23 protein-coding genes are annotated in these 21,406 nt (G+C 62.2%); 21 read left to right on the top strand and 2 right to left on the bottom strand.

From position 1 onward, the window contains the following. Positions 1-30 precede the first annotated feature (30 nt). Positions 31-1,011: a S49 family peptidase gene (locus tag QCE79_RS10310; RefSeq protein WP_244825826.1), complete on the top strand. Its 981-nt coding sequence runs from the start codon at positions 31-33 to the stop codon at positions 1,009-1,011. 48 nt (positions 1,012-1,059) lie between these two features. Here the strand turns inward: QCE79_RS10310 and QCE79_RS10305 are convergent, their stop codons facing one another. Beyond that, complete coding sequence (locus QCE79_RS10305) at positions 1,060-1,779, bottom strand: SAM-dependent methyltransferase (RefSeq protein WP_250509308.1); 720 nt, start codon at positions 1,777-1,779, stop codon at positions 1,060-1,062. Then, positions 1,776-2,396: a Maf-like protein gene (locus QCE79_RS10300; RefSeq protein ID WP_309843937.1), complete on the bottom strand. Its 621-nt coding sequence runs from the start codon at positions 2,394-2,396 to the stop codon at positions 1,776-1,778. The genes QCE79_RS10305 and QCE79_RS10300 overlap by 4 nt, the downstream gene beginning before the upstream one ends. Positions 2,397-2,799: 403 nt before the next feature. Between QCE79_RS10300 and QCE79_RS10295 the strand changes: the two genes are divergently transcribed. From QCE79_RS10295 to pdxJ, 20 genes are all read left to right on the top strand, one after another. Beyond that, a complete protein-coding gene (locus tag QCE79_RS10295) occupies positions 2,800-3,423 on the top strand; it encodes a YceD family protein (protein WP_309843936.1) in 624 nt (207 codons plus the stop codon). Between the two features lie 182 nt (positions 3,424-3,605). Beyond that, a complete protein-coding gene (gene rpmF / locus QCE79_RS10290; RefSeq protein ID WP_007741736.1) occupies positions 3,606-3,785 on the top strand; it encodes a 50S ribosomal protein L32 in 180 nt (59 codons plus the stop codon). 133 nt (positions 3,786-3,918) lie between these two features. Beyond that, positions 3,919-5,058 carry a phosphate acyltransferase PlsX gene (plsX, locus tag QCE79_RS10285; protein ID WP_244825820.1) on the top strand — a complete coding sequence of 380 codons (1,140 nt, stop codon included), beginning with the start codon at positions 3,919-3,921 and terminating at the stop codon, positions 5,056-5,058. Beyond that, positions 5,058-6,047: a beta-ketoacyl-ACP synthase III gene (locus QCE79_RS10280; protein ID WP_244825818.1), complete on the top strand. Its 990-nt coding sequence runs from the start codon at positions 5,058-5,060 to the stop codon at positions 6,045-6,047. Before plsX ends, QCE79_RS10280 begins: the two co-directional genes overlap by 1 nt. Before the next feature lie 174 nt (positions 6,048-6,221). Continuing rightward, positions 6,222-7,154 (top strand): ACP S-malonyltransferase, encoded by a 933-nt coding sequence (gene fabD, locus QCE79_RS10275; RefSeq protein WP_309843933.1) that lies wholly within the window; start codon positions 6,222-6,224, stop codon positions 7,152-7,154. A 13-nt stretch (positions 7,155-7,167) separates the two neighbouring features. Further along, complete coding sequence (fabG, locus tag QCE79_RS10270) at positions 7,168-7,908, top strand: 3-oxoacyl-ACP reductase FabG (protein ID WP_244825814.1); 741 nt, start codon at positions 7,168-7,170, stop codon at positions 7,906-7,908. A 266-nt stretch (positions 7,909-8,174) separates the two neighbouring features. Further along, entirely contained in the window at positions 8,175-8,414 is a 240-nt protein-coding gene (gene acpP, locus QCE79_RS10265; protein ID WP_004197638.1) for an acyl carrier protein, read from the top strand. 146 nt (positions 8,415-8,560) lie between these two features. Next, a complete protein-coding gene (gene fabF / locus QCE79_RS10260; protein WP_250509305.1) occupies positions 8,561-9,799 on the top strand; it encodes a beta-ketoacyl-ACP synthase II in 1,239 nt (412 codons plus the stop codon). A gap of 29 nt (positions 9,800-9,828) precedes the next feature. After that, positions 9,829-10,293, top strand: coding sequence for a protein YgfX (locus QCE79_RS10255; RefSeq protein ID WP_309843929.1), 465 nt, complete (start codon positions 9,829-9,831; stop codon positions 10,291-10,293). A 96-nt stretch (positions 10,294-10,389) separates the two neighbouring features. After that, complete coding sequence (rpoE, locus tag QCE79_RS10250) at positions 10,390-10,989, top strand: RNA polymerase sigma factor RpoE (protein WP_244825810.1); 600 nt, start codon at positions 10,390-10,392, stop codon at positions 10,987-10,989. 82 nt (positions 10,990-11,071) lie between these two features. Next, positions 11,072-11,695 carry a sigma-E factor negative regulatory protein gene (locus QCE79_RS10245; RefSeq protein WP_309843926.1) on the top strand — a complete coding sequence of 208 codons (624 nt, stop codon included), beginning with the start codon at positions 11,072-11,074 and terminating at the stop codon, positions 11,693-11,695. 4 nt (positions 11,696-11,699) lie between these two features. Further along, complete coding sequence (locus tag QCE79_RS10240; protein WP_250509302.1) at positions 11,700-12,743, top strand: MucB/RseB C-terminal domain-containing protein; 1,044 nt, start codon at positions 11,700-11,702, stop codon at positions 12,741-12,743. An 18-nt stretch (positions 12,744-12,761) separates the two neighbouring features. After that, the gene (locus QCE79_RS10235) at positions 12,762-14,327 is read left to right on the top strand and encodes a DegQ family serine endoprotease (RefSeq protein ID WP_309843922.1); all 1,566 of its coding nucleotides are present in this window, start codon (positions 12,762-12,764) and stop codon (positions 14,325-14,327) included. Positions 14,328-14,332: 5 nt separating this feature from the next. Then, positions 14,333-14,587 carry a glutaredoxin family protein gene (locus tag QCE79_RS10230; RefSeq protein WP_250465262.1) on the top strand — a complete coding sequence of 85 codons (255 nt, stop codon included), beginning with the start codon at positions 14,333-14,335 and terminating at the stop codon, positions 14,585-14,587. 116 nt (positions 14,588-14,703) lie between these two features. After that, a complete protein-coding gene (gene lepA, locus QCE79_RS10225; RefSeq protein ID WP_244825804.1) occupies positions 14,704-16,494 on the top strand; it encodes a translation elongation factor 4 in 1,791 nt (596 codons plus the stop codon). Positions 16,495-16,557: 63 nt separating this feature from the next. Continuing rightward, the gene (gene lepB / locus QCE79_RS10220; protein WP_309843918.1) at positions 16,558-17,451 is read left to right on the top strand and encodes a signal peptidase I; all 894 of its coding nucleotides are present in this window, start codon (positions 16,558-16,560) and stop codon (positions 17,449-17,451) included. A 141-nt stretch (positions 17,452-17,592) separates the two neighbouring features. After that, the gene (gene rnc, locus QCE79_RS10215; RefSeq protein WP_250465261.1) at positions 17,593-18,711 is read left to right on the top strand and encodes a ribonuclease III; all 1,119 of its coding nucleotides are present in this window, start codon (positions 17,593-17,595) and stop codon (positions 18,709-18,711) included. 48 nt (positions 18,712-18,759) lie between these two features. Then, the gene (gene era / locus QCE79_RS10210; protein WP_244825801.1) at positions 18,760-19,659 is read left to right on the top strand and encodes a GTPase Era; all 900 of its coding nucleotides are present in this window, start codon (positions 18,760-18,762) and stop codon (positions 19,657-19,659) included. 17 nt (positions 19,660-19,676) lie between these two features. Beyond that, on the top strand, positions 19,677-20,633 hold the full coding sequence (recO, locus tag QCE79_RS10205) for a DNA repair protein RecO (RefSeq protein WP_244825799.1): 957 nt from the start codon (positions 19,677-19,679) through the stop codon (positions 20,631-20,633). Next, positions 20,630-21,403, top strand: a complete 774-nt coding sequence (gene pdxJ / locus QCE79_RS10200) for a pyridoxine 5'-phosphate synthase (RefSeq protein ID WP_250509299.1) — start codon at positions 20,630-20,632, stop codon at positions 21,401-21,403. The genes recO and pdxJ overlap by 4 nt, the downstream gene beginning before the upstream one ends. Positions 21,404-21,406: the final 3 nt, after the last annotated feature.

Raw genomic sequence — 21,406 nt, 5'->3', positions numbered from 1 at the left:
GAGCTGGTTTGACGACCAGAAGGCAAACGCATGTCCGACAACTTTCCTCAAAACCCGCGCGGTAACGATCGCGGCAATGACAATTGGGAGCGCGAGGCGCTCGAACGCATCGCGCTGGCATCCGTTCGCGAGCAGCGTGCGGCGCGGCGCTGGCGCATTTTCTTTCGCTTCGTATTTCTCGCGGTGATTGCCGTGATCGCCTGGCGCGTGTTCGATCTGACCGGCGACCACGTCGCCAAGAGTACGCGCCACACCGCACTCATCGACTTGCAGGGCGAGATTTCGAGTAATGGCGATGCCAGCGCCGACAACATCGGCGGCGCGCTCGAAAGCGCGTTCGAGGACGACGGCACGGCGGGCGTGATTTTGCGCATCAACAGTCCGGGCGGCTCGCCGGTGCAGGCGGGCATTATTTATCGCGAAATCAAGCGTTTGCGGGCGAAGTATCCGAAGACGCCGCTTTACGTCGTCGTCGATGACATGTGCGCGTCGGGCGGCTATTACGTCGCGGCGGCGGCGGACAAGATCTACGTGGACAAGGCGAGCATCGTCGGCTCGATTGGCGTGCTGATGGACGGTTTCGGCTTCACCGGGCTGATGGACAAGCTCGGCATCCAGCGCCGCATGCATACGGCGGGCGCGAACAAGGGTTCGTTCGATCCGTTTTCGCCCGAGACGCCGCAGATGACCGCGCACGCCCAGGACATGCTCGATCAGATCCACGCGCAGTTCATCGACGCGGTGAAACAGGGGCGCGGCACGCGTCTGAAGGACGATCCTGACTTGTTTTCGGGAGAGTTCTGGACAGGCGAGAAGAGCGTCCAGCTTGGACTCGCGGATGGTTTCGGCGACGCCAGCTACGTCGCGCGCGAGATCATCAAGCAGCCGGATATCGTCGATTACACGCAGAAGGAAAGCATCGGCGAGAAGGTGGTGAAGCGCTTTGGCGCTTCTGTCGGCGATGCGGCGGTGCGGGCGTTGACGCTTGGCGGGAAGGTGCAGGTGCGGTGAGGGCGTGAGGGCGAGCAGCGCACAAACCCACGCCTGACCGCACCGACCTCAAGCCCCCAGCAACAGAAAAATCGCCGGCCGTTTGTGCAATTCCGGCGCGGCTTGCTTCTTCCAGTCCGCTGCCGTGCGCGTCACGATGGTTTCGCCCGGCAGCGTCAAATCCACCGCGACGCAGATCAGCGTCGATGGCGCGCAGGTCGCGATGAGCGTGTCCAGCATCGCCCGATTGCGATACGGTGTTTCGATGAAAATCTGCGTCTGGTTCGCCTTGCGCGACAGTTGTTCCAGCTCGCGCAGGCGCTTGCCGCGCTCGGCGGCATCCACGGGAAGATAGCCGTTGAACGCGAAGCTCTGGCCGTTCATGCCCGACGCCATGAGCGCGAGCAGAATTGAACTCGGTCCGACGAACGGCACGACCTTCACGCCTCGCTGATGCGCGCGCCGCACGAGCAGCGCGCCCGGATCGGCGACGGCGGGGCAGCCGGCTTCCGAGACGAGTCCCGCGTCGGCGCCGGCGAGAATCGGCGCGAGCAGTTTGTCGATTTCGCCGGGCGGCGTATTGACGTTCAGCTCCCGAACCTCGATTTCCTGAATCGGCCGCGTCGTGCCTACTTTCTTGAGGAATGCGCGCGTCGTCTTGGCGTTCTCGCCGATGTAATAACCTAGCGCGGCTGCCTGCGCGCGCACCGGCTCGGGCAGCACTTGCGCGAGTGCTTCGGCATCGCCTTCGCCAAGCGTATTGGGGATCAGATAAAGGACGCCGCTCATGCTGCCGCTCCGAGAAGGGGGAAACCGGCCGCGCGCAACATCTTGCTCAGCGCGATGAGCGGCAGGCCGATGAGCGCGGTGGGATCGTCGGAGTCGATCGCATCGAGCAATGCAATGCCGAGCCCTTCGGACTTGGCGCTGCCCGCGCAGTCGTAGGGCGTTTCGGCGCGAAGGTAGGCTTCGATTTCGGCGTCCGTGTAATCGCGAAACTGCACGCGGGTGACGATATCGGCCGATTGCACGCTTTCCGTGGCGCTGTCGAACACGCACAGCGCGCTGTGGAAGTCGACGCCGCGGCCGCGCATCGCGCGCAGTTGCGCGACGGCGTTGTCGTGCGTGCCGGGCTTGCCGATCTGACGTCCGTCGAAGGTCGCGACCTGATCAGAGCCGATCACGAGCGCGCCCGGCGCCTCGACGGCCGCCGCGCGCGCCTTGGCGATGGAAAGACGCACGGCCGTTGCCTCGGGCGATTCGCCGGCAAGCGGCGTTTCATCGACACCGGACACGATGACATCGAAAGGTATGCGCAAACGCGCCAATAACTCGCGCCGATATGGCGAACCCGACGCCAGAACCAGGCGCCGCGTGGGCGAAGACGAAGCAAAAACGTCGGACATAAACGGAAATCAGCAAAAATGGGTGAAAAACGACGGGTTGCGAACGAGTCCTTAAGTGTTTGACTCGAAAGAACAAAGCCGTTATAGTTTTGGGCTTTTCATCGGTACAGTGCTTGGGCGTCCTAGCCGGTGAGTCGGTAAGGGATAACTAGTATCGTAGTACCGCGGAATCAACGAAGGCGGCACAACAAGGTGACGCAAACAAAGCACGTTTGACGTCGTGCTGCAAATCCGGGCAAGCCACGCCTGCCTTTTGGCACCGGGCGGTGCATACTGATTCGTAGCAGTACCGGACTGTAGCAGCGGGCGCGTAGCCAAGTGCAGACTCAAGCGCTAACCGAAGCGCCGACCGCACCCGAACGAAACACGTACGAACAACGCACGGCACATAGCAGGAGCGCACATGACTCAGAATCCTGGCAAACCTGCGAGCCCCGCCAATCCGCGCGCGCTCGATCTTTACGATTTTGCCAAGAGCGGCAGGCAGGCAGCGGGCGCGGTCCGCGTTTCGCAACTGCCGCGCATGTTAGCCGAAGTGCCGGCGGATGCGCCAGACCGCGACACGGTGTTCACCTGGCAGGCCGAGGGATCGACCCAGCCGGAATTGCAGGACAACGGCACGGAAGCGCCGCAGCCTTATTTGCGCCTCGCGGTGCACGGCTCGGTTTATCTGATGTGCCAGCGCTGTCTTTTGCCGTATTCGCAGCATCTCGATGTCGATGCGACTGATCGGATCGTGGCGACGGAAGAAGAAGCGGACGAGTATCCGCTCGATGACGATGAAGTCGATGTGATCGTAGGCTCGCATCAGTTCGATCTGATCGACTTGATCGAAGAAGAGTTGTTGTTGGCCTTGCCGCTCGTGCCGAAGCACAACGTCTGCCCCAAGGTGCATGAAAGTCTGCTCCAGGGCGAAGACGGTGACGAAGCAGGCAAAGCGGACGGCGAACCGGGCGCTTCTGGAAAATCGGACAAGCCCAATCCGTTTGCCGTTCTGCAGAAACTCAAGGACGACAAGAAGCATTGAACGGACTCGAAGCTCGAGCCTTGGCAATGTTGGCAATGAGCCGGGGCAAAGCTCTAGCAGGATCGGCAGCACGCAACAAACTGGTGGCGCGAAGCGCTCACGATCAACCCGATGGCCTGCAGGTCGAGGGCTGTCGGCGGTTCGGGCTGTGTTAGAATTCGCAAAATTTTTCTGGAGTAATCATGGCAGTTCAGCAAAACAAGAAGTCGCCGTCGAAGCGCGGCATGCACCGTTCCCACGACTTCCTCAACGCAGCGCCGCTGGCAGTTGAGCCGAGCACGGGTGAAGTGCATCTGCGTCACCACGTGAGCCCGAATGGCTACTATCGTGGCAAGAAAGTCGTCAAGACGAAGAACGACTAAGCGTTTCGCGCTTGGCCTGATGCGTCACCGCACAGCGGACGCTCGCGCCTGCTACGCTTTTGACACTTTCCCGGTACGACAAGAAGGCGGCATTTCACTGCCGCTTTTTTGTGCCTGAAATTCGTCGCTTCCCATGACCGTAAAGATAACCATTGACTGCATGGGAGGCGATCACGGTCCGGCCGTGACCGTTCCCGCTGCCGTCAATTTCGTGCGCGCGCATCCCGACGCGCATCTGATGCTCGTTGGCATCGAGCAGTCCATTCGCGCGCAATTGAAAAAATTGAAGGCGCTGGACGAACCACGCCTGACCGTCGTTCCCGCGACCGAAGTCGTCGCCATGGACGACCCCGTCGAAGTCGCGCTGCGCAAGAAGAAAGATTCGTCGATGCGCGTCGCGCTCAACCTCGTCAAAGAGGGCGAGGCGCAAACCTGCATCTCCGCCGGCAACACCGGCGCGCTCATGGCGGTCTCCCGCTATGTGTTGAAAACGCTCGCCGGTATCGAGCGGCCGGCCATCGCGTTCGCCATGCCGAGCCAGAAGGGCTACACCACCGTGCTCGATCTCGGCGCCAATGTCGACTGCGAACCCGAGCATCTGCTGCAGTTCGCGGAAATGGGCCATGCGCTCGTTTCGGCGATCGAAGGGCGCGAGCGGCCGACCATCGGCTTGCTCAATATCGGCGAAGAAGTCATCAAGGGCAACGAAACGATCAAGCGCGCGGGCGAACTGCTGCGTGCGAGCACGCTCAACTTCTACGGTAACGTGGAAGGCAACGACATCTATAAAGGCACGACCGATGTCGTGGTCTGCGACGGCTTCGTCGGCAATGTCGCGTTGAAGACTTCCGAAGGTCTCGCGAAAATGCTCGCCGACATCATCAAGGAAGAGTTCAGCCGCAACCTGCCGAGCAAGCTGATGGCGCTCGTGGCGCTGCCCGTTCTCAAGCGTTTCAAGAAGCGCGTCGATCCCGCGCAATATAACGGCGCCGCCTTGCTGGGATTGCGCGGCCTCGTGATCAAGAGCCACGGATCGGCCGAAGCCTTCGGGTTTGAGTGGGCCATCAAACGCGGGTATGATGCCGTCAAAAATGGTGTGCTCGAACGTCTCGTGCGCGCAATGGAGGAGAATGCGCCTGCCGCGCGCGAAGGCGCCGCGAGCACTTCCGCCACCGATGCCGCAAGCGGCGTCGCGACGGAACTGAACCCGCAGCCGAACTCGCGTCCGAATCCGCCGGACGCCTCGGGGACTGCGCTACACTCGAAGGCATAATGGCTCAATCCAATCTTTACGCTCGAGTGCTCGGCACAGGCAGCTATCTGCCGGCCGAGCGCGTTACGAATCAGGCATTGGCGGACCGTCTCGCTAAAGAAGGCGTCGAGACGAGCGACGAATGGATCGTCGCGCGAACCGGCATTCACGCACGGCACTTTGCGGCTCCCGATCAAACCACGAGCGATCTTGCGCTGGTCGCATCGCAACGAGCCATCGAGGCGGCGGGCATCGACCCGCAATCCATCGATCTCATCATCGTGGCAACCTCCACGCCGGACTTCGTGTTTCCGAGCACGGCGTGTCTCTTGCAGAACAAGCTCGGCATCAAAAACAACGGCGCGGCGTTCGACGTGCAGGCCGTCTGTTCCGGTTTCGCTTATGGCGTCGCGACGGCGGACAGTTTCATTCGCAGCGGTCTGAATCGCACGGCGCTCGTCGTCGGCGCGGAAACGTTCTCGCGCATTCTCGACTTCAAGGACCGCACGACCTGCGTGCTGTTCGGCGACGGCGCGGGCGCGGTCGTGCTGCAGGCGTCCGAGGAAGCGGGCGTGCTGTCGAGCGCGCTGCATGCGGACGGCAGCTATTCCGACATTCTCTGCACGCCGGGCAACGTGAACGGCGGCGTGATTTCAGGCAGCGCGTTCCTGCACATGGATGGCCAGGCGGTGTTCAAGCTCGCCGTCAACGTGCTCGAAAAAGTGGCTATCGAAGCGCTGGAGAAAGCGAAGCTCACGCCGAACGACATCGACTGGCTGATCCCCCATCAAGCCAATATCCGCATCATGCAGAGCACTTGCCGCAAGCTGCATCTGCCGCAGGAGCGCATGGTCGTGACGGTGGGCGAGCATGGCAATACGTCGGCGGCGTCGATTCCGCTTGCGCTCGATGTCGCCGTGCGCGACGGGCGTATCAAGCGTGGCCAGAACGTGCTGATCGAAGGCGTGGGCGGCGGCTTCACGTGGGGCGCGTCGGTCTTCCGCTATTGATCGCTCAAGCCACTCGCTTTCTTTCTCAATCTTCTCGATCCCCATCAATCTGAATTCGATCCGCTGAAAAGGCCGCCGCGACCGCACCATGCGCGCGCGGCGCAAGCACAGCCGGCGTCGGCCATTTGCCGGCCGGCGCAGAGAGGCGGATCGTTCCAATCCAACGAGGACGATATGAAATTTGCGTTCGTTTTCCCCGGCCAGGGTTCGCAGTCGATCGGCATGCTCAGCGCATTCGCCGATCACGCCGTCGTGCGCGACACCGTGCAGCAGGCATCCGATGCGCTCGGCCAGGATCTAGGCAAGCTGATCGCCGAAGGTCCGGCCGAAGAGCTGAATCTCACGACCAACACACAGCCCGTCATGCTGACGGCGGCTTATGCCATTTACCGCGTGTGGGAAGCACAAACCGGTCTGAAGCCGGCGATCGTTGCAGGCCATAGCCTCGGCGAATACACCGCGCTCGTCGCGGCCGGCGCGCTGGCTTTCGCGGATGCCGTGCCGCTCGTGCGATTCCGCGCGCAAGCAATGCAGAGCGCGGTTCCGGTGGGCGTCGGCGGCATGGCCGCGATCCTGGGTCTCGACGACGACACCGTGCGCGCCGTCTGCGCCGAAGCGTCGTCGGCGGGCGTGGTCGAAGCCGTCAACTTCAACGCGCCGGCGCAAGTCGTGATCGCGGGCTCCAAGGCGGCCGTCGAAAAGGCATGCGAAGTCGCGAAGGCGAAGGGCGCGAAGCGCGCGCTGCCGCTGCCGGTTTCCGCGCCGTTTCATTCGTCGCTGCTCAAGCCCGCTTCGGACCAGTTGCGCGATTACCTCGCGAAGGTCGACATCGAGGCGCCGCGGATTCCGCTGATCAATAACATCGACGTGGCAAACGTCTCCGATCCCGCCGCTATCAAGGACGCGCTCGTGCGTCAGGCAGCAGGCCCGGTGCGCTGGGTCGATTGCGTGCAGGCGATTGCGCGCGAAGGCGTCACGCACGTGATTGAATGCGGTCCGGGCAAGGTGCTCGCGGGTCTCACGAAGCGGATCGACGGCAACCTCGTCGGCGGATCGATTTTCGATCCGGCATCGCTCGAAGAAACGCGCAAACTGATCGCTGCATAGTCGGAGTGGAACAATGAATCTGGACAATCAGGTAGCTATCGTCACGGGCGCGTCGCGCGGCATTGGCCGGGCAATCGCGCTGGAACTCGCGCGGCAGGGCGCGACGGTCATCGGCACGGCGACGAGCGAAAGCGGCGCGGCCGGCATCGGCGAAGCGTTGCAGCAAGCGGGCGGCAAGGGTCGCGGCGCGGTGCTCGACGTCAACGACGCAGCCGCCGCGGACTCGTTCATCGAGTCCACGGTCAAGGAGTTCGGTGGCCTGAACATTCTCGTGAACAACGCGGGCATCACCAAAGATCAGCTTGCCATGCGCATGAAAGACGACGAATTCGACGCCGTCATCGACACCAATCTGCGCGCCGTGTTTCGTCTATCGCGCGCCGTCCTGCGCCCGATGATGAAGGCGCGTGGCGGGCGCATCATCAACATCACGTCGGTGGTCGGCTCGTCGGGCAATCCCGGCCAGGCCAACTATGCGGCGGCGAAGGCGGGCGTGGCGGGCATGACGCGGGCGCTGGCACGCGAGATCGGCAGCCGCGGCATTACGGTGAACTGCATCGCGCCGGGTTTCATCGATACCGACATGACCAAGGTTTTGCCCGAAGAGCAGCGCACCGCGCTCACCGCGCAGATACCACTTGGCCGACTGGGCAGCCCGGAAGATATCGCGCATGCTGTGTCGTTCCTGGCGTCGCCGTTCGCTGGATACATCACCGGCACGACCTTGCACGTGAACGGCGGCATGTACATGTAAAGCTGTAAAGGCGAGGAAAGGGCGCAATAGGCATTTCGCCGTTTTTCGCTTAATATCCGCGCCGAGACGGGCGCGCAAAATGCTCAAGGCATGGCGCGCACCGCCGGACTCGGTGGCAGAAAAAATCGCTGTGAAGCCCGGCAAGCCCTCTTGTAGGAGCGCGTCGGGCAGCGCAGCATGGAACTGACGCGCCGTATTTTGCGGGTCCAAACCTGATAAAATGCGCGCACTCGTATTTTTGAACTTTTTATCCCTCGGAGGGCTGCATGGACAACATCGAACAGCGCGTGAAGAAGATCGTCGCCGAACAACTTGGCGTGGCCGAAGCTGAAATCAAGAACGAAGCTTCGTTCGTCAACGATCTCGGCGCTGACTCGCTCGATACCGTCGAACTGGTGATGGCACTGGAAGACGAGTTCGGCATGGAAATTCCCGATGAAGAGGCAGAAAAGATCACCACGGTTCAGCAAGCAATCGACTACGCTCGCGCCAACGTCAAGGCCTAAGGCCGGACGCGCCAGCGACTCATCGCTCATCGAGCCAGATGTTTTGTCGCTGCTCAGACCGATTTAACAGCCACAGGGCACACAGGGCGGTTTCCTGTGGCCGCTGTGGCTTTTGTTTTTCGTCATTCTATGGATAAGGGGTTATCGTGAGCCGTCGTCGAGTTGTTGTTACAGGCCTTGGGCTCGTTTCGCCTGTCGGCAATACCGTTGCCGACGGCTGGGCGAATCTGGTCGCGGGCAAGTCGGGCATCGCCAACATCACCAAGTTCGATGCCACGAACTTCTCCACGCGTTTTGCGGGCGAAGTGAAGGGCTTCAACATCGAAGACTACATGCCCGCCAAGGAAGCGCGCCACATGGATACCTTCATCCATTACGGCTTTGCGGCCGGCGTGCAGGCCATGCAGGACAGCGGCCTCGAAATAACCGAGGAAAACGCGGAGCGCGTGGGCGTGGTGGTGGGTTCGGGCATCGGCGGCTTGCCGATGATCGAAGTCACCCAGACCGAGCTGCTCAACCGCGGTCCGCGCCGTATTTCGCCGTTCTTCGTGCCGGCGTCGATCATCAACATGATCTCCGGTCATCTGTCCATCCGCTTCGGTCTCAAGGGTCCGAATCTGGCCATCGTCACGGCTTGCACGACCGGTTTGCACTGCATCGGCGAAGCATCGCGTTTGATCGAATACGGCGACGCGGACGTGATGATCGCGGGCGGCGCGGAAGCCACGGTTTCTCCGCTCGGTATCGGCGGCTTTGCGGCGGCGCGCGCGCTCTCGCAGCGTAACGACGACCCCGCCACGGCCAGCCGCCCGTGGGACACCGACCGCGACGGCTTCGTGCTTGGCGAAGGCGCGGGCGTGATGGTGCTCGAAGAGTACGAACACGCGAAGGCGCGCGGCGCGAAGATCTATGCGGAAGTGCTCGGCTACGGCATGAGCGGCGACGCCTATCACATGACCGCACCGCCCGAAGACGGCGACGGCGGCCGTCGCGCCATGGTCAACGCGTTGAAGAACGCGAAGGTCAATGTCGACGAAGTGAACTACGTGAACGCGCACGGCACGTCCACGCCGCTCGGCGATATCGCGGAAACCACGGGCATCAAGCGCGCGCTCGGCGATCACGCGAAGAGCGTCGTCGTCAATTCCACCAAGTCGATGACCGGCCACTTGCTGGGCGGCGCGGGCGGGCTGGAGTCGGTCTTCACCGTGCTCGCGATCCATAACCAGGTTTCGCCGCCGACCATCAACATCTTCAACCAGGACCCGCAGTGCGACCTCGACTACTGCGCGAACACCGCGCGGGAAATGAAGATCGACGTCGCGGTGAAAAATTCGTTCGGCTTCGGCGGAACGAACGGTTCGCTCGTCTTCAAGCGTCACTGAGCACGCGCGCTCGTCGGGACGGGAACGGAATGACGAACGCGTCTGTCGATCGGCCGCAACGGGATGCCGGCACGCCGCCGCGCATCGCGCTGCGGCCGTCGCGTTTTCTGCAGGCCGCGCTGCTCGGGTTCATCGTCGTCGCCGGTTTCGCGGTGTTCCAGTGCGTACACGGGCACGCCGGCGCGTTCGATGCCTTCGCCGCCTCTGCAACATGCGTCGCTACGCTCGGTTTGGCTGCGCGGCGCTGGGCGTGTCGGCAACCGGCGGCCATCGGTCTGCAGGCAGATGGCTTGACCGTCTGGGACCGTGCCGGGAACGCGCGCTATTGGCGCATCATCGGCTGCGCGCAGTGGAGCGGGCGCTTGCTCGCGCTCGACGTATCGACGGAAATAAAACGCCGCGAAGCACTGCTCATCGCCGCCGATTCGATTGACGCCGATACTTTCCGCCAGCTTTCAGTCAGCGCCCGCCGCGCTGCCAGTTCTTTCCTGTAAAGACTGTAACGGTCGATGAGCATCCGGGATAACGCGAAGGCCGGGAGGCTACAATAGCCGTCCGCGCAACTCCCCAAAGTGAAACGGATTTCCCAGGTGAGCGAAAAAGAAATCGACCAATTGCTGGTCGAGCGTGTCCAAAAAGGTGACAAGGCCGCGTTCGAACTGCTGGTCGCCAAATACCACCGCAAGATCATTCGACTGATCTCGCGCCTCGTGCGCGACCCCGCCGAGGTCGAGGACGTCGCCCAGGACGCCTTTATCAAGGCTTATCGCGCGCTACCGCAGTTTCGCGGCGAATCGGCCTTCTACACCTGGCTCTACCGGATTGCGGTCAACACGGCAAAGAATTACCTTGCCACTCAAGGACGCCGCGCTCCAACTTCTACCGAAGCCGATGCAGAAGAAGCGGAAACTTTCTCCGATGCAGACCAACTAAGGGATATCAACACGCCCGAGTCGATGTTGATGAGCAAGCAGATTGCCCAGACGGTCAATGCTGCGATGGCGCTGCTGCCCGAGGAATTACGCACCGCCATCACGCTCCGGGAAATCGAGGGTTTAAGTTACGAAGAAATCGCCGAAATGATGGCATGCCCAATCGGCACCGTCAGATCAAGAATTTTCCGTGCTCGCGAAGCCATTGCGGCAAAATTGCGTCCGTTGTTGGACACTCCTGAAGGCAAGCGCTGGTAGGCAGCGCGTCGCCCCGGGGCAGGGACGCAATATCTGGGTTAGTTGGTGTCACTACGGGGTGGTGTCAGAGATGGGGAGCATCATGGGGTCGGTTCCGGTGCAATCGAATAACAGTTCGCGCGGTGAGCGCCTTTCCGCGTTCGTGGATGGCGAGTCGCTCGACGAACTCGGAAATATCAGCCAGTTTCTTGCTGAACTCAATAACCATGACCGCGCGTCATGGTCGGACTATCACCTGATCGGCGACGCGCTGCGTTCCGACGATCTGGCAGAAAGCCCGGCGAAGAGCAGCGCGTTCATGACAGCGTTTGCAGCGCGTTTCGAGGCCGAGGCGCATGTGCTGGCGCCAGCTGCGGTGGCACAGACACAGAAGGCGCGTGGTGGCATGTTGCGCCGTCGTGTCGTGCCGGCTTTCGCCGTTGCCGCGGCGGCTGCCACGCTCACGTGGATCGTCGTGCCGCAGTTGCAGGGCGTCGACAGCCGTCTGGGCGCGCCAGTGGCAAGCACGCAGGGCGACTCGGTTCAGCGCGTCGCCATGGCGTCCGTGCCGGCGGTCAGCACGCGCGCGCCGGTGGTGGAGGCGAACATCATCCGCGACGCGAGCCTCGATCAATACCTCGAAGCGCATCAACAGTTCTCTCAGCAGCCGGCCATGCCCGGCTCCATGCCTTTGATTCGCGCGGCGGTGACGACGCAGGGCCAATAACCTGATGGCGAGTGTGCGGTTGAATAAAACTAGATATTGGGGGCGGCTGCCGGCGTTGATGCTTTGCGCAGCCGCGTTGTTCGCGGCGGCATCGAGCAGTTTCGCTCAGGGGGACAACCCCGCCGCCCAGCGCAAGACAGCCGCCACTCTGCTCAACCGCATTCACGAAGCGGCCCAGCAGCAGAATTACGAGGGTACTTTCGTTTATCAGCGCGGTGCGACGGTGCAGTCGTCGCGCATCACGCATGTCGCCACGCGCGGCGACGGCGAATACGAATCGCTCGAAAGTCTCGACGGCGCCCCGCGCCGCATGCTTCGTCACGACGACGACATGTACACGTTCGTCCCGGAGCGCCATCTGCTCGTGGTCGAACATCGGCAGAGCAAGGATTCTTTTCCCGCTTTGTTATCGACGAGCGGCGATCAGGTTCTGTCCGTCTACGAACCGAAGCTCTTGGGCACCGACCGCGTGGCGGGGCTCGAAAGCCAAGTGCTCGAACTCGATCCAAAAGATTCTTACCGGTTCGCGTACAAGCTTTGGGCAGATGCCAAGACTGGCTTGCTATTGCGCGCCCAGACGCTCGATCCGGACGGCCAGGTGCTGGAACAGCTTTCGTTCTCTCAGGTGCGTATAGGCGGGGCGATCGACAAGGCGTCGATTGCAAGCGGCATGCGCAGCACGGCGGGCTGGACCACGGTGCGGCCTCCCGTGCAGCCGGTGGATATCGAAGCGCAAGGCTGGCAACTCACGCCGAATATCGCGGGCTTTCGCAAGATTCGCGAGTTGCGCCGTCCGATGGCGTCGAGCCAGCCAGGCCAGCCGGCCATCCCGGTCGATCAGGCCGTGTTCTCCGACGGCCTCGCCGCCATCTCGGTTTTTATCGAACCGGTGGAGAAAAGCGCGCGCAAGGAAGGCGCCGGTAATAGCGGCGCGACTCATGTGCTCGTCAAGCGCCGCGGCGATTTCTGGATTACCTTGCTAGGTGAGGTGCCGCAATCCACGTTGCAGCAATTTGCTTCTGCCATAGAATACAAGCCTTCCAAGTAATCCCTCGGCCTTAGACATATGAGCAACTACTCGCTGCGCAAGTTCTTCGCGGCCGCGGCGCTCGCCGTGTGCCTGCCGTTCCTCTCGCAGACAGCAGCGGCAGTGCCAACGGTGAATCTGCCCGACTTCACCACGCTGGTCGACAAGGTGGGGCCTTCGGTCGTCAATATCCGCACGACGTCGCGTGTCGGGTCGAGCAGCGACCTGCGTGGTTTGCCGCCTGGCCTCGATGAAGGCGACATGTCCGAATTCTTCCGGCGCTTTTTCGGTATTCCGATGCCCGGTCAGCCCGGCTCGCCGCGCGGAAACGGCGGTGGCGGTGGGGGCGGCCAGGGTGGCGGCGGCGGACAAGGCGGTGGCGGCAGCGGCGGCGATCAGGGCAAGGGCGGCAGCCGCACCCCCGACGACAGCCAGGATAACTCGGAACAAAGCAGCGGCGTAGGCTCGGGCTTCATCCTGTCCACGGACGGCTATGTGATGACCAATGCCCACGTCGTGGACGACGCGGACACCATCTACGTCACGCTCACCGACAAGCGCGAGTTCAAGGCGCGTCTCGTGGGCGTGGACGAGCGCACGGATGTGGCCGTCGTGAAGATCAGCGCGGCGAATCTGCCGGCCATCACCATCGGCGACTCGAACAAGGTGCGCGTAGGCGAATGGGTACTCGCCATCGGCTCGCCGTTCGGCCTCGACAACACGGTGACGGCGGGCATCGTCAGCGCGAAGGGTCGCGACACCGGCGACTATCTGCCGTTCATCCAGACCGATGTGGCGGTCAATCCGGGCAACTCGGGCGGTCCGCTCATCAACATGGCGGGCGAGGTGATCGGCATCAATTCGCAGATCTACAGCCGCACCGGCGGCTTCATGGGCATCTCGTTCGCCATTCCGATCGACGAAGCCATCCGCGTCGCGGACCAGTTGAAGACGACGGGCAAGGTCACGCGCGGACGTATCGCGGTGGCGATCGGCGAAGTGACGAAGGACGTTGCCGACTCGCTCGGTCTGCCGAAGGCGCAGGGTGCGCTCGTGTCGAGCGTGGAATCGGGCGGTCCCGCGGACAAGGCGGGCGTGCAGCCGGGCGACATCATTCTCAAGTTCAATGGCGTGAACGTGGAGACGGCCACCGATTTGCCGCGCATGGTGGGCGACACGAAGCCGGGCGCCAAGGCCACCATCACGGTCTGGCGCAAAGGCCAGTCGCGCGATCTGCCTATTACGATTGCCGAGATGCAGCCGGACAAGGTCGCGAAGACCGAGCAGAAGAAGCCGACGCAGCCGAAGGAACGCGCCAGCAATTCCCTCGGGCTCGCGGTCAGCGACCTCACGGCTGATCAGAAGAAGTCGCTCAAGCTGACGAACGGCGTGCAGGTCGATGCAGTGGAAGGTCCGGCCGCGCGCGCGGGCTTTCAGAAGGGCGACATCATCCTGCGCGTCGGCGATACCGACATCACGAGCTCCAAGCAGTTCGAGGCCGTGGCGCAGAATCTCGACGCCAGCAAGATGATCGCGGTGCTCGTGCGGCGCGGCGACAACACACAGTTCGTGCCGTTGCGCCCGCGCGTGCCGGCGCAAAAGTAATCGACATGAGCCAGTCACCGGGCGCGCCATTTATCCTGTATGGTCGCGCCTGGTGTCATCTCTGCGAGGACATGCGCGCCGAGCTCGAACCCATCGCAGAGCAGTTTGGCCGAGCAATTCTTTGGATCGATATCGACGAGGATCCGGCGCTCGAAGCGCGTTACGACGAGCGCGTGCCGGTGCTGATGCTGGCAGGCGTCGAACTATGCCAGTATCGGCTCGACGCAAACGCGGTCAGGGCGGCGCTCGATCAGGGCTAAAGGCGAAAAGCGCCGGCCCATCCCTATTTCGGCTAAAATGCTGAAGTTTTCCCCAAATTTTCAAGGCGTGCTCCGCGTTATTCGAGGGCGCGCCTTTTTCGCTTGATCGGCACTGAATGAATCATATTCGTAACTTTTCGATCATTGCGCACATCGATCACGGCAAGTCCACGCTCGCTGACCGCATCATCCAGTTGTGCGGCGGTCTGTCCGACCGGGAGATGGAAGCGCAGGTGCTCGATTCAATGGACCTGGAACGCGAGCGTGGCATTACCATCAAGGCGCAGACGGCCGCGCTGACCTACAAGGCGCGCGACGGTAAGGTCTACAACCTCAATCTGATCGATACCCCCGGACACGTCGACTTCTCCTATGAAGTCAGCCGCTCGCTTTCCGCATGCGAAGGCGCGCTCCTCGTCGTCGATGCCAGCCAGGGCGTCGAGGCGCAGACAGTCGCGAACTGCTACACCGCCATCGAGCTCGGCGTCGAAGTCGTGCCGGTGCTGAACAAGATCGACTTGCCGGCCGCCAACCCCGAGAACGCAATCACCGAGATCGAAGACGTGATCGGTATCGACGCGACGGACGCCGTGCATTGCAGCGCGAAGACCGGTCTGGGCGTGGAAGACGTGCTCGAATCGCTCATTCTCAAAGTGCCGCCGCCGAAGGGCGACACGGAAGCACCGTTGCAGGCGCTCATCATCGACTCGTGGTTCGACAATTACGTCGGCGTGGTCATGCTGGTGCGTATCGTCAACGGCACGCTGCGTCCGCGAGACAAGATCAAGATGATGGCGACCGGCGCGCAGTATCCGGTCGAGCATCTCGGCGTGTTCGCGCCGAAGTCGACCAACCTCTCGCAGTTGTCGGCGGGGCAGGTGGGCTTCGTCATCGCGGGCATCAAGGAACTGACGGCGGCAAAAGTGGGCGATACCGTCACGCTCACGAACCGTCCCGCCGCCGAGCCGCTGCCGGGCTTCAAGGAAGTGAAGCCGCAGGTGTTCGCGGGTCTTTATCCGGTCGAAGCGAACCAGTACGACGCGCTGCGCGAATCGCTCGAAAAGTTGAAGCTGAACGACGCGTCGTTGCAGTACGAGCCGGAAGTCTCGCAAGCGCTGGGCTTCGGTTTTCGTTGCGGCTTTCTCGGCCTTCTGCACATGGAAATCGTGCAGGAGCGGCTCGAGCGCGAATTCGACATGGACCTCATCACCACCGCGCCCACGGTGATTTATCAGGTTCTGCAACGCGACGGCACCACCATCTCGGTCGAGAATCCGGCCAAGATGCCTGAGCCGCCGAAGATCGAGGAAGTGCGCGAGCCTATCGTCACCGTGAACCTCTATATGCCGCAGGAATATGTCGGCTCGGTCATCACGCTCTGTACGAACAAGCGCGGCCAGCAAACCAACATGCAGTATCACGGCCGGCAGGTGCAGCTCACCTATGAAATTCCCATGGCCGAAATCGTGCTCGACTTTTTCGACCGGCTGAAGTCCACTTCGCGCGGCTATGCGTCAATGGATTACGAGTTCAAGGAATATCGCGCGGCGGACGTCGTGAAGGTCGACATGCTCATCAACGGCGACAAGGTCGATGCGCTCTCGGTCATCGTGCATCGTTCGCAAAGCCAGCATCGCGGGCGCGAAGTGGCGTCGAAGATGCGCGAACTCATCCCGCGCCAGATGTATGACGTGGCAATTCAAGCGACCATCGGCTCGAATATCATCGCGCGCGAGAACATCAAGGCCTTGCGCAAGAACGTGCTCGCCAAGTGTTACGGCGGCGACATTTCACGTAAGAAGAAGCTGCTTGAAAAGCAGAAGGCGGGCAAGAAGCGCATGAAGCAGGTCGGCTCGGTCGAAATCCCGCAGGAGGCTTTCCTCGCAATCCTGCGTGTGGACGACTAAGTCCCGCCTGGTGCGCCTGAACGCCAATAACAAGAACTGAAGATAACAACCGGAAGCGATTGAATGAATTTCGCACTGATTCTCCTGATTCTCGTCGTGTTGACGGGCATTGCATGGGTGCTGGACAAGCTGATGTTCCAGCCGCAGCGCCGCCGTTCGGCGGATGCCGCGGTCGCCGAGTTCGACCGTCAACAGGAACGCGTGGGCGAGCGTTTCGCCGATGAAAATGCCGCGCAGACGCGCGCCCGTCTGCATGACGACAAGCTGCGTCAGCCGTGGTGGCTCGAATACACGGCGAGCTTTTTCCCCGTGATCCTCGCGGTGTTCGTGGTGCGCTCGTTCGTCGTCGAGCCGTTCAAGATTCCGTCGGGCTCCATGGTGCCAACCTTGCTCGTCGGCGACTTCATCCTCGTGAACAAGTACGAATACGGCCTGCGTCTGCCGATCAGCAATACCAAGCTGACCAGCGGCAAGCCGCTGTCGCGCGGCGATGTGGTCGTGTTCCGCTATCCGAAGGACGAGTCGGTCGACTACATCAAGCGCGTGATCGGCCTGCCGGGCGACACCATCGCGTATGAAGACAAGAAGCTCACGATCAACGGCAAACCGGTGCCCGAAACGCCGCTGCCCGATTACTTCGACGAAGAGCGGGTTGGTTACGCGAAGCAGTTCGTCGAAGACCTCGACGGCCGCAAGAACGCCATCCTGAACAATCCGCAAGTGCCGCCGTTCGTCATGGGCGCAGACGACTACCCGTTTCGCGACAACTGCAACTACAACGCGCAAGGCGTGACGTGCAAGGTGCCACCGGGCCATTACTTCATGATGGGCGACAACCGCGACAACAGTGCCGACAGCCGCTACTGGGGCTTTGTGCCGGACGCGAATATCGTCGGTCGCGCGTTTTTCATCTGGATGAACTTCAGCAATCTGAAGCGTATCGGTTCGTTCGATTGATCGGGCGCGAGTTCGCGCGTAACGCGCCCCGACAATGCTTCGAAACGGCGTGAAGAAGCGCGGCTAACACCGTCTCGCCACGTGTTTTCCTGGCCCGCCGGGCGGAATCGACCGTCCGCGCGGGCGCGTTATACTCTGTCCATGCCCTCTTCTCCGTTGGAAAGCCGGTTGCGGTACGAATTTCGCAATGCGGAATTGCTGCGCCAGGCGATGACACACCGTAGTCACAGCGCCACGCACAATGAACGGCTCGAATTTCTCGGCGATTCCGTTCTAAATTGCGTGGTGGCCGCGCTTTTGTTCCAGCGATTCGGCAAGCTCGACGAAGGCGATCTTTCGCGCGTGCGAGCGAATCTCGTCAAACAGCAGTCGTTGTATGAAATCGCGCAGGCGCTGAACGTGTCCGAATGTCTTCGTCTCGGCGAAGGCGAATTGCGCAGCGGCGGTTTTCGCCGGCCGTCGATTCTCGCGGATACGCTCGAAGCCATCTTCGGGGCGATCTTCCTCGACGGCGGTTTCGACGCCGCGTACACCGTCATCAAGCGGCTTTATACGGCGGTGCTGGATCACATCGATCCGCGCACCATCGGCAAAGACGCAAAAACGCTGCTGCAGGAATATCTTCAGGGCCACAAGATCGCGCTGCCGACTTACACCGTCGTCGCCACGCACGGCGCGGCCCACAATCAGCAATTCGAAGTGGAATGCTCGGTGCCGAAACTGGACGTGAAAGTGTCCGGTTCGGGCGCGAGCCGTCGTGCGGCGGAGCAGGCTGCGGCGAAGAAAGCGCTCGACGACGTCATGGCCGCCGCTCCGACGCTCGCCGTTAAGCCCAAACGCAAGGGCGCGCGGGCCGCGAAGCTGGCGGAAGCCGAAGTCGTTCCGGGCGTGACAGGCGTGCAGGCTGCGCTCGATCTGCGCTCGCCGGACCGGCGCGAGCGGGATCGCGACCGAGTACATCACGGCTCGCATGCACACGCTGAAGACAAGCCGTCCACCGCGCCACTCGCCGTGATCCGCGCAACGCATGTCGAGCCATCGGCGGCGTCGTTCGCGGCGTCGGACAAGCCGGAGCGCGTGGTGATCCATCGGCCGGAACGTTCGAGCAAGAGCGAAGCGCCGCCGGTTGCCGAGGGCAGTCACGCGGTCACGAGCGAGGCAGATTCGCCCGCGGACAAAAGCAGCAACGAAAGCCGTAGCAGCGCGAGTCCGGAAGCGCCCGCGCCCCGCGTCGTGCGCGCCGCCGACGCCGGTCACTAAAGCGCATCACCAGGCGCCACGCGCATCTGCGCATAACGAACACATCTTATGAACGCTCCCACATCTTCCGGTTTCCGCTGCGGCATGGTCGCGATCGTCGGCCGCCCCAACGTCGGCAAATCCACGCTGATGAACGCGCTCGTCGGCCAGAAGGTGAGCATCACCTCGCGCAAGGCGCAGACGACGCGGCACCGAATCACCGGCATTCACACGCTCGACGACGCGCAGTATATTTTCGTCGATACCCCCGGCTTCCAGACGCGCCATAGCGGCGCGCTCAACCGCTCGCTGAATCGCGCGGTGACGTCCACGCTTTCCTCGGTCGATGCCATTCTCTTCGTGATCGAGGCAGGCCGCTTCGGCCCGGACGACCAGCGCGTGCTCGACCTGATCCCGACCGGCACGCCCACCATTCTGATTGCGAACAAGCTCGACCGCGTGGGCGACAAGGCGTCGTTGTTCCCGTTCATGCAGCAGATGTCCGCGCTGCGCGACTTCCGCGAGATCGTGCCGTTGTCGGCGAAGAATACCGACGACATCACGCGACTCATGGCGGTCATCAAGCCGTATCTGCCTGAAGGCGAGCCTATCTACGGCGAAGACGATCTGACGGATCGCAGCGAGCGCTTTCTTGCGGCGGAAATTCTGCGCGAGAAAGTGTTCCGCTGGACCGGCGACGAGTTGCCCTACACGAGCACGGTGCTGATCGACAAGTTCGAGACGGAAGGGCGCCTGCGCCGTATCTTCGCGACCATTCTCGTCGATCGCGACGGCCACAAGGCAATGATCATCGGCCAGAAGGGCGCGAAGCTCAAAACGATCAGCACCGAGGCGCGGCTCGACATGGAAAAGCTCTTCGACGGACCCGTGTATCTGGAAACCTTCGTCAAGGTCAAGAGCGGCTGGGCCGACAACGAAGCGGGCCTGCGCGCTTACGGCTACGAATGACCTTTTGCGAATGATCCATGGACGACGGCACGAACGACGCCCGGATATCCGCGCCCGCCGATGATCCCGCCAGGGACGAGTTCGAGGCGAGCGAGCGTCCCGCGCGCGCGAGCCAATCCGAAGCAAGCAGCCGTCCGGCACGCGAGGATGATTTCGACGCAACCGAACGCCCGACGCGCGCCGCGCCCAAACGCAAACGCGCGCCCGCTTCTTCTTCGTCTAACTCCTCGCAAGACAAGCCGTCGCCGCGTCCGCGTTCCGACTTTCGCGTCAGTGAGCAGCCGGGCTTCGTGCTGCATAGCTATCCGTATCGCGAGACCAGTCTCATCATCGATGTCTTCTCGCGCGATCATGGCCGTATCGCGCTGGTCGCGAAGGGCGCAAAGCGTCCGCATTCCGCGCTGCGCGGTGTGCTGCAAACCTTCCAGCCACTCGGTCTTTCATGGACGGGCAAGGGCGAAGTCCGCACGCTGACCACGGCGGAATGGGTCGGCGGCATGCTGCCCCTGACCGGCGACGCGCTTCTCTGCGGTTTCTACGTCAACGAGTTGCTGGTCAAATTTTGCGCGCGTGAAGACGCGCATCCGGCGCTTTTCAATCATTACGTGCTCACGCTTTCGCGCCTCGCGCACGACGAACCCGCCGTGCAGGTACTGCGTTCCTTCGAGCGCGTCTTGCTCAAGGAAACCGGCTACGCCATGGCGCTCACGCGCACCGTGACGCGTCAGAGCGTCGTGCCCGAAGGCCGCTATATGTTCGATCCCGAGCGTGGCGTACGCGAAGCCTCCGACGACTTGCCCGCGCAATGGCCGGTCATCTTCGGTCAGACACTCATCGACATGGAGCGCGACGATTACACCAGCGCGCAAACCGCCGCGCAAAGCAAGACGCTGATGCGCTTTTTGCTCAACGTCTATCTGGGCGGCACGCCGCTCGCCACTCGTCAGATCCTGTTAGACCTGCAAAATCTATGAGCTTCTTTCTCACATCGCCTGCCAGTGTGATCGACCTCGGCGTGAACATCGATCACGTGGCCACGCTGCGCCAGGCGCGCGGCACGACCTATCCCGATCCTATCCGCGCCGCGCTCGCCGCCGAAGAAGCGGGCGCGGACGGCATTACGCTGCATCTGCGCGAAGATCGCCGTCATATCGTCGATGCCGACGTGCGCACGCTTCGACCACTGCTCGGAACGCGCATGAATCTCGAATGCGCCGTGACGCGCGAGATGCTCGACATCGCGTGCGAGATCAAGCCGCAAGACGTCTGCCTCGTGCCCGAAAAGCGCTCGGAACTGACGACCGAAGGCGGTCTCGATGTCGCCGGCCAGTTCGAAGCGGTGAAGACCGCGTGCAGGCAGTTGGCCGATGCGGGCATCCGCGTATCGCTATTCATCGATCCTGACGAGACACAGATTCGCGCGGCCAAGGAAGCGCTCGCGCCAGTCATCGAACTCCATACGGGCAGCTATGCCGAAGCGCACGATGAAGCCGCACAGCGCCGCGAATTCGAGCGCGTCGCGACGAGCGTCGATTTCGGCAACTCGCTCGGGCTCAAGGTGAACGCGGGCCACGGTCTGCATTACACCAACGTCCAGCCAATTGCCGCGCTCGATGGCATCGTCGAATTGAACATCGGCCACGCGATCGTCGCGCACGCGATCTTCGCGGGCTGGGACAACGCGGTGCGCGAGATGAAAGCGATCATGGTCGCATCGCGCCTCGCCGCGCAGACGAAGCGCTGAGCA

The organism is Caballeronia sp. LZ003, assembly GCF_031451465.1.
Classification (GTDB): domain Bacteria; phylum Pseudomonadota; class Gammaproteobacteria; order Burkholderiales; family Burkholderiaceae; genus Caballeronia.
This window is presented reverse-complemented; position numbering and strand designations above follow the sequence as displayed.

What these genes read in the sequence shown, in the direction of transcription:
- QCE79_RS10310 (WP_244825826.1), top strand. Translation starts at nt 31, where the DNA reads ATGTCCGACAACTTTCCTCAAAACCCGCGCGGTAACGATCGCGGCAAT.
- QCE79_RS10305 (WP_250509308.1), bottom strand. Translation starts at nt 1,779, where the DNA reads ATGAGCGGCGTCCTTTATCTGATCCCCAATACGCTTGGCGAAGGCGAT.
- QCE79_RS10300 (WP_309843937.1), bottom strand. Translation starts at nt 2,396, where the DNA reads ATGTCCGACGTTTTTGCTTCGTCTTCGCCCACGCGGCGCCTGGTTCTG.
- QCE79_RS10295 (WP_309843936.1), top strand. Translation starts at nt 2,800, where the DNA reads ATGACTCAGAATCCTGGCAAACCTGCGAGCCCCGCCAATCCGCGCGCG.
- rpmF (WP_007741736.1), top strand. Translation starts at nt 3,606, where the DNA reads ATGGCAGTTCAGCAAAACAAGAAGTCGCCGTCGAAGCGCGGCATGCAC.
- plsX (WP_244825820.1), top strand. Translation starts at nt 3,919, where the DNA reads ATGACCGTAAAGATAACCATTGACTGCATGGGAGGCGATCACGGTCCG.
- QCE79_RS10280 (WP_244825818.1), top strand. Translation starts at nt 5,058, where the DNA reads ATGGCTCAATCCAATCTTTACGCTCGAGTGCTCGGCACAGGCAGCTAT.
- fabD (WP_309843933.1), top strand. Translation starts at nt 6,222, where the DNA reads ATGAAATTTGCGTTCGTTTTCCCCGGCCAGGGTTCGCAGTCGATCGGC.
- fabG (WP_244825814.1), top strand. Translation starts at nt 7,168, where the DNA reads ATGAATCTGGACAATCAGGTAGCTATCGTCACGGGCGCGTCGCGCGGC.
- acpP (WP_004197638.1), top strand. Translation starts at nt 8,175, where the DNA reads ATGGACAACATCGAACAGCGCGTGAAGAAGATCGTCGCCGAACAACTT.
- QCE79_RS10255 (WP_309843929.1), top strand. Translation starts at nt 9,829, where the DNA reads ATGACGAACGCGTCTGTCGATCGGCCGCAACGGGATGCCGGCACGCCG.
- QCE79_RS10245 (WP_309843926.1), top strand. Translation starts at nt 11,072, where the DNA reads ATGGGGTCGGTTCCGGTGCAATCGAATAACAGTTCGCGCGGTGAGCGC.
- QCE79_RS10240 (WP_250509302.1), top strand. Translation starts at nt 11,700, where the DNA reads ATGGCGAGTGTGCGGTTGAATAAAACTAGATATTGGGGGCGGCTGCCG.
- QCE79_RS10235 (WP_309843922.1), top strand. Translation starts at nt 12,762, where the DNA reads ATGAGCAACTACTCGCTGCGCAAGTTCTTCGCGGCCGCGGCGCTCGCC.
- QCE79_RS10230 (WP_250465262.1), top strand. Translation starts at nt 14,333, where the DNA reads ATGAGCCAGTCACCGGGCGCGCCATTTATCCTGTATGGTCGCGCCTGG.
- lepA (WP_244825804.1), top strand. Translation starts at nt 14,704, where the DNA reads ATGAATCATATTCGTAACTTTTCGATCATTGCGCACATCGATCACGGC.
- lepB (WP_309843918.1), top strand. Translation starts at nt 16,558, where the DNA reads ATGAATTTCGCACTGATTCTCCTGATTCTCGTCGTGTTGACGGGCATT.
- rnc (WP_250465261.1), top strand. Translation starts at nt 17,593, where the DNA reads ATGCCCTCTTCTCCGTTGGAAAGCCGGTTGCGGTACGAATTTCGCAAT.
- era (WP_244825801.1), top strand. Translation starts at nt 18,760, where the DNA reads ATGAACGCTCCCACATCTTCCGGTTTCCGCTGCGGCATGGTCGCGATC.
- recO (WP_244825799.1), top strand. Translation starts at nt 19,677, where the DNA reads ATGGACGACGGCACGAACGACGCCCGGATATCCGCGCCCGCCGATGAT.
- pdxJ (WP_250509299.1), top strand. Translation starts at nt 20,630, where the DNA reads ATGAGCTTCTTTCTCACATCGCCTGCCAGTGTGATCGACCTCGGCGTG.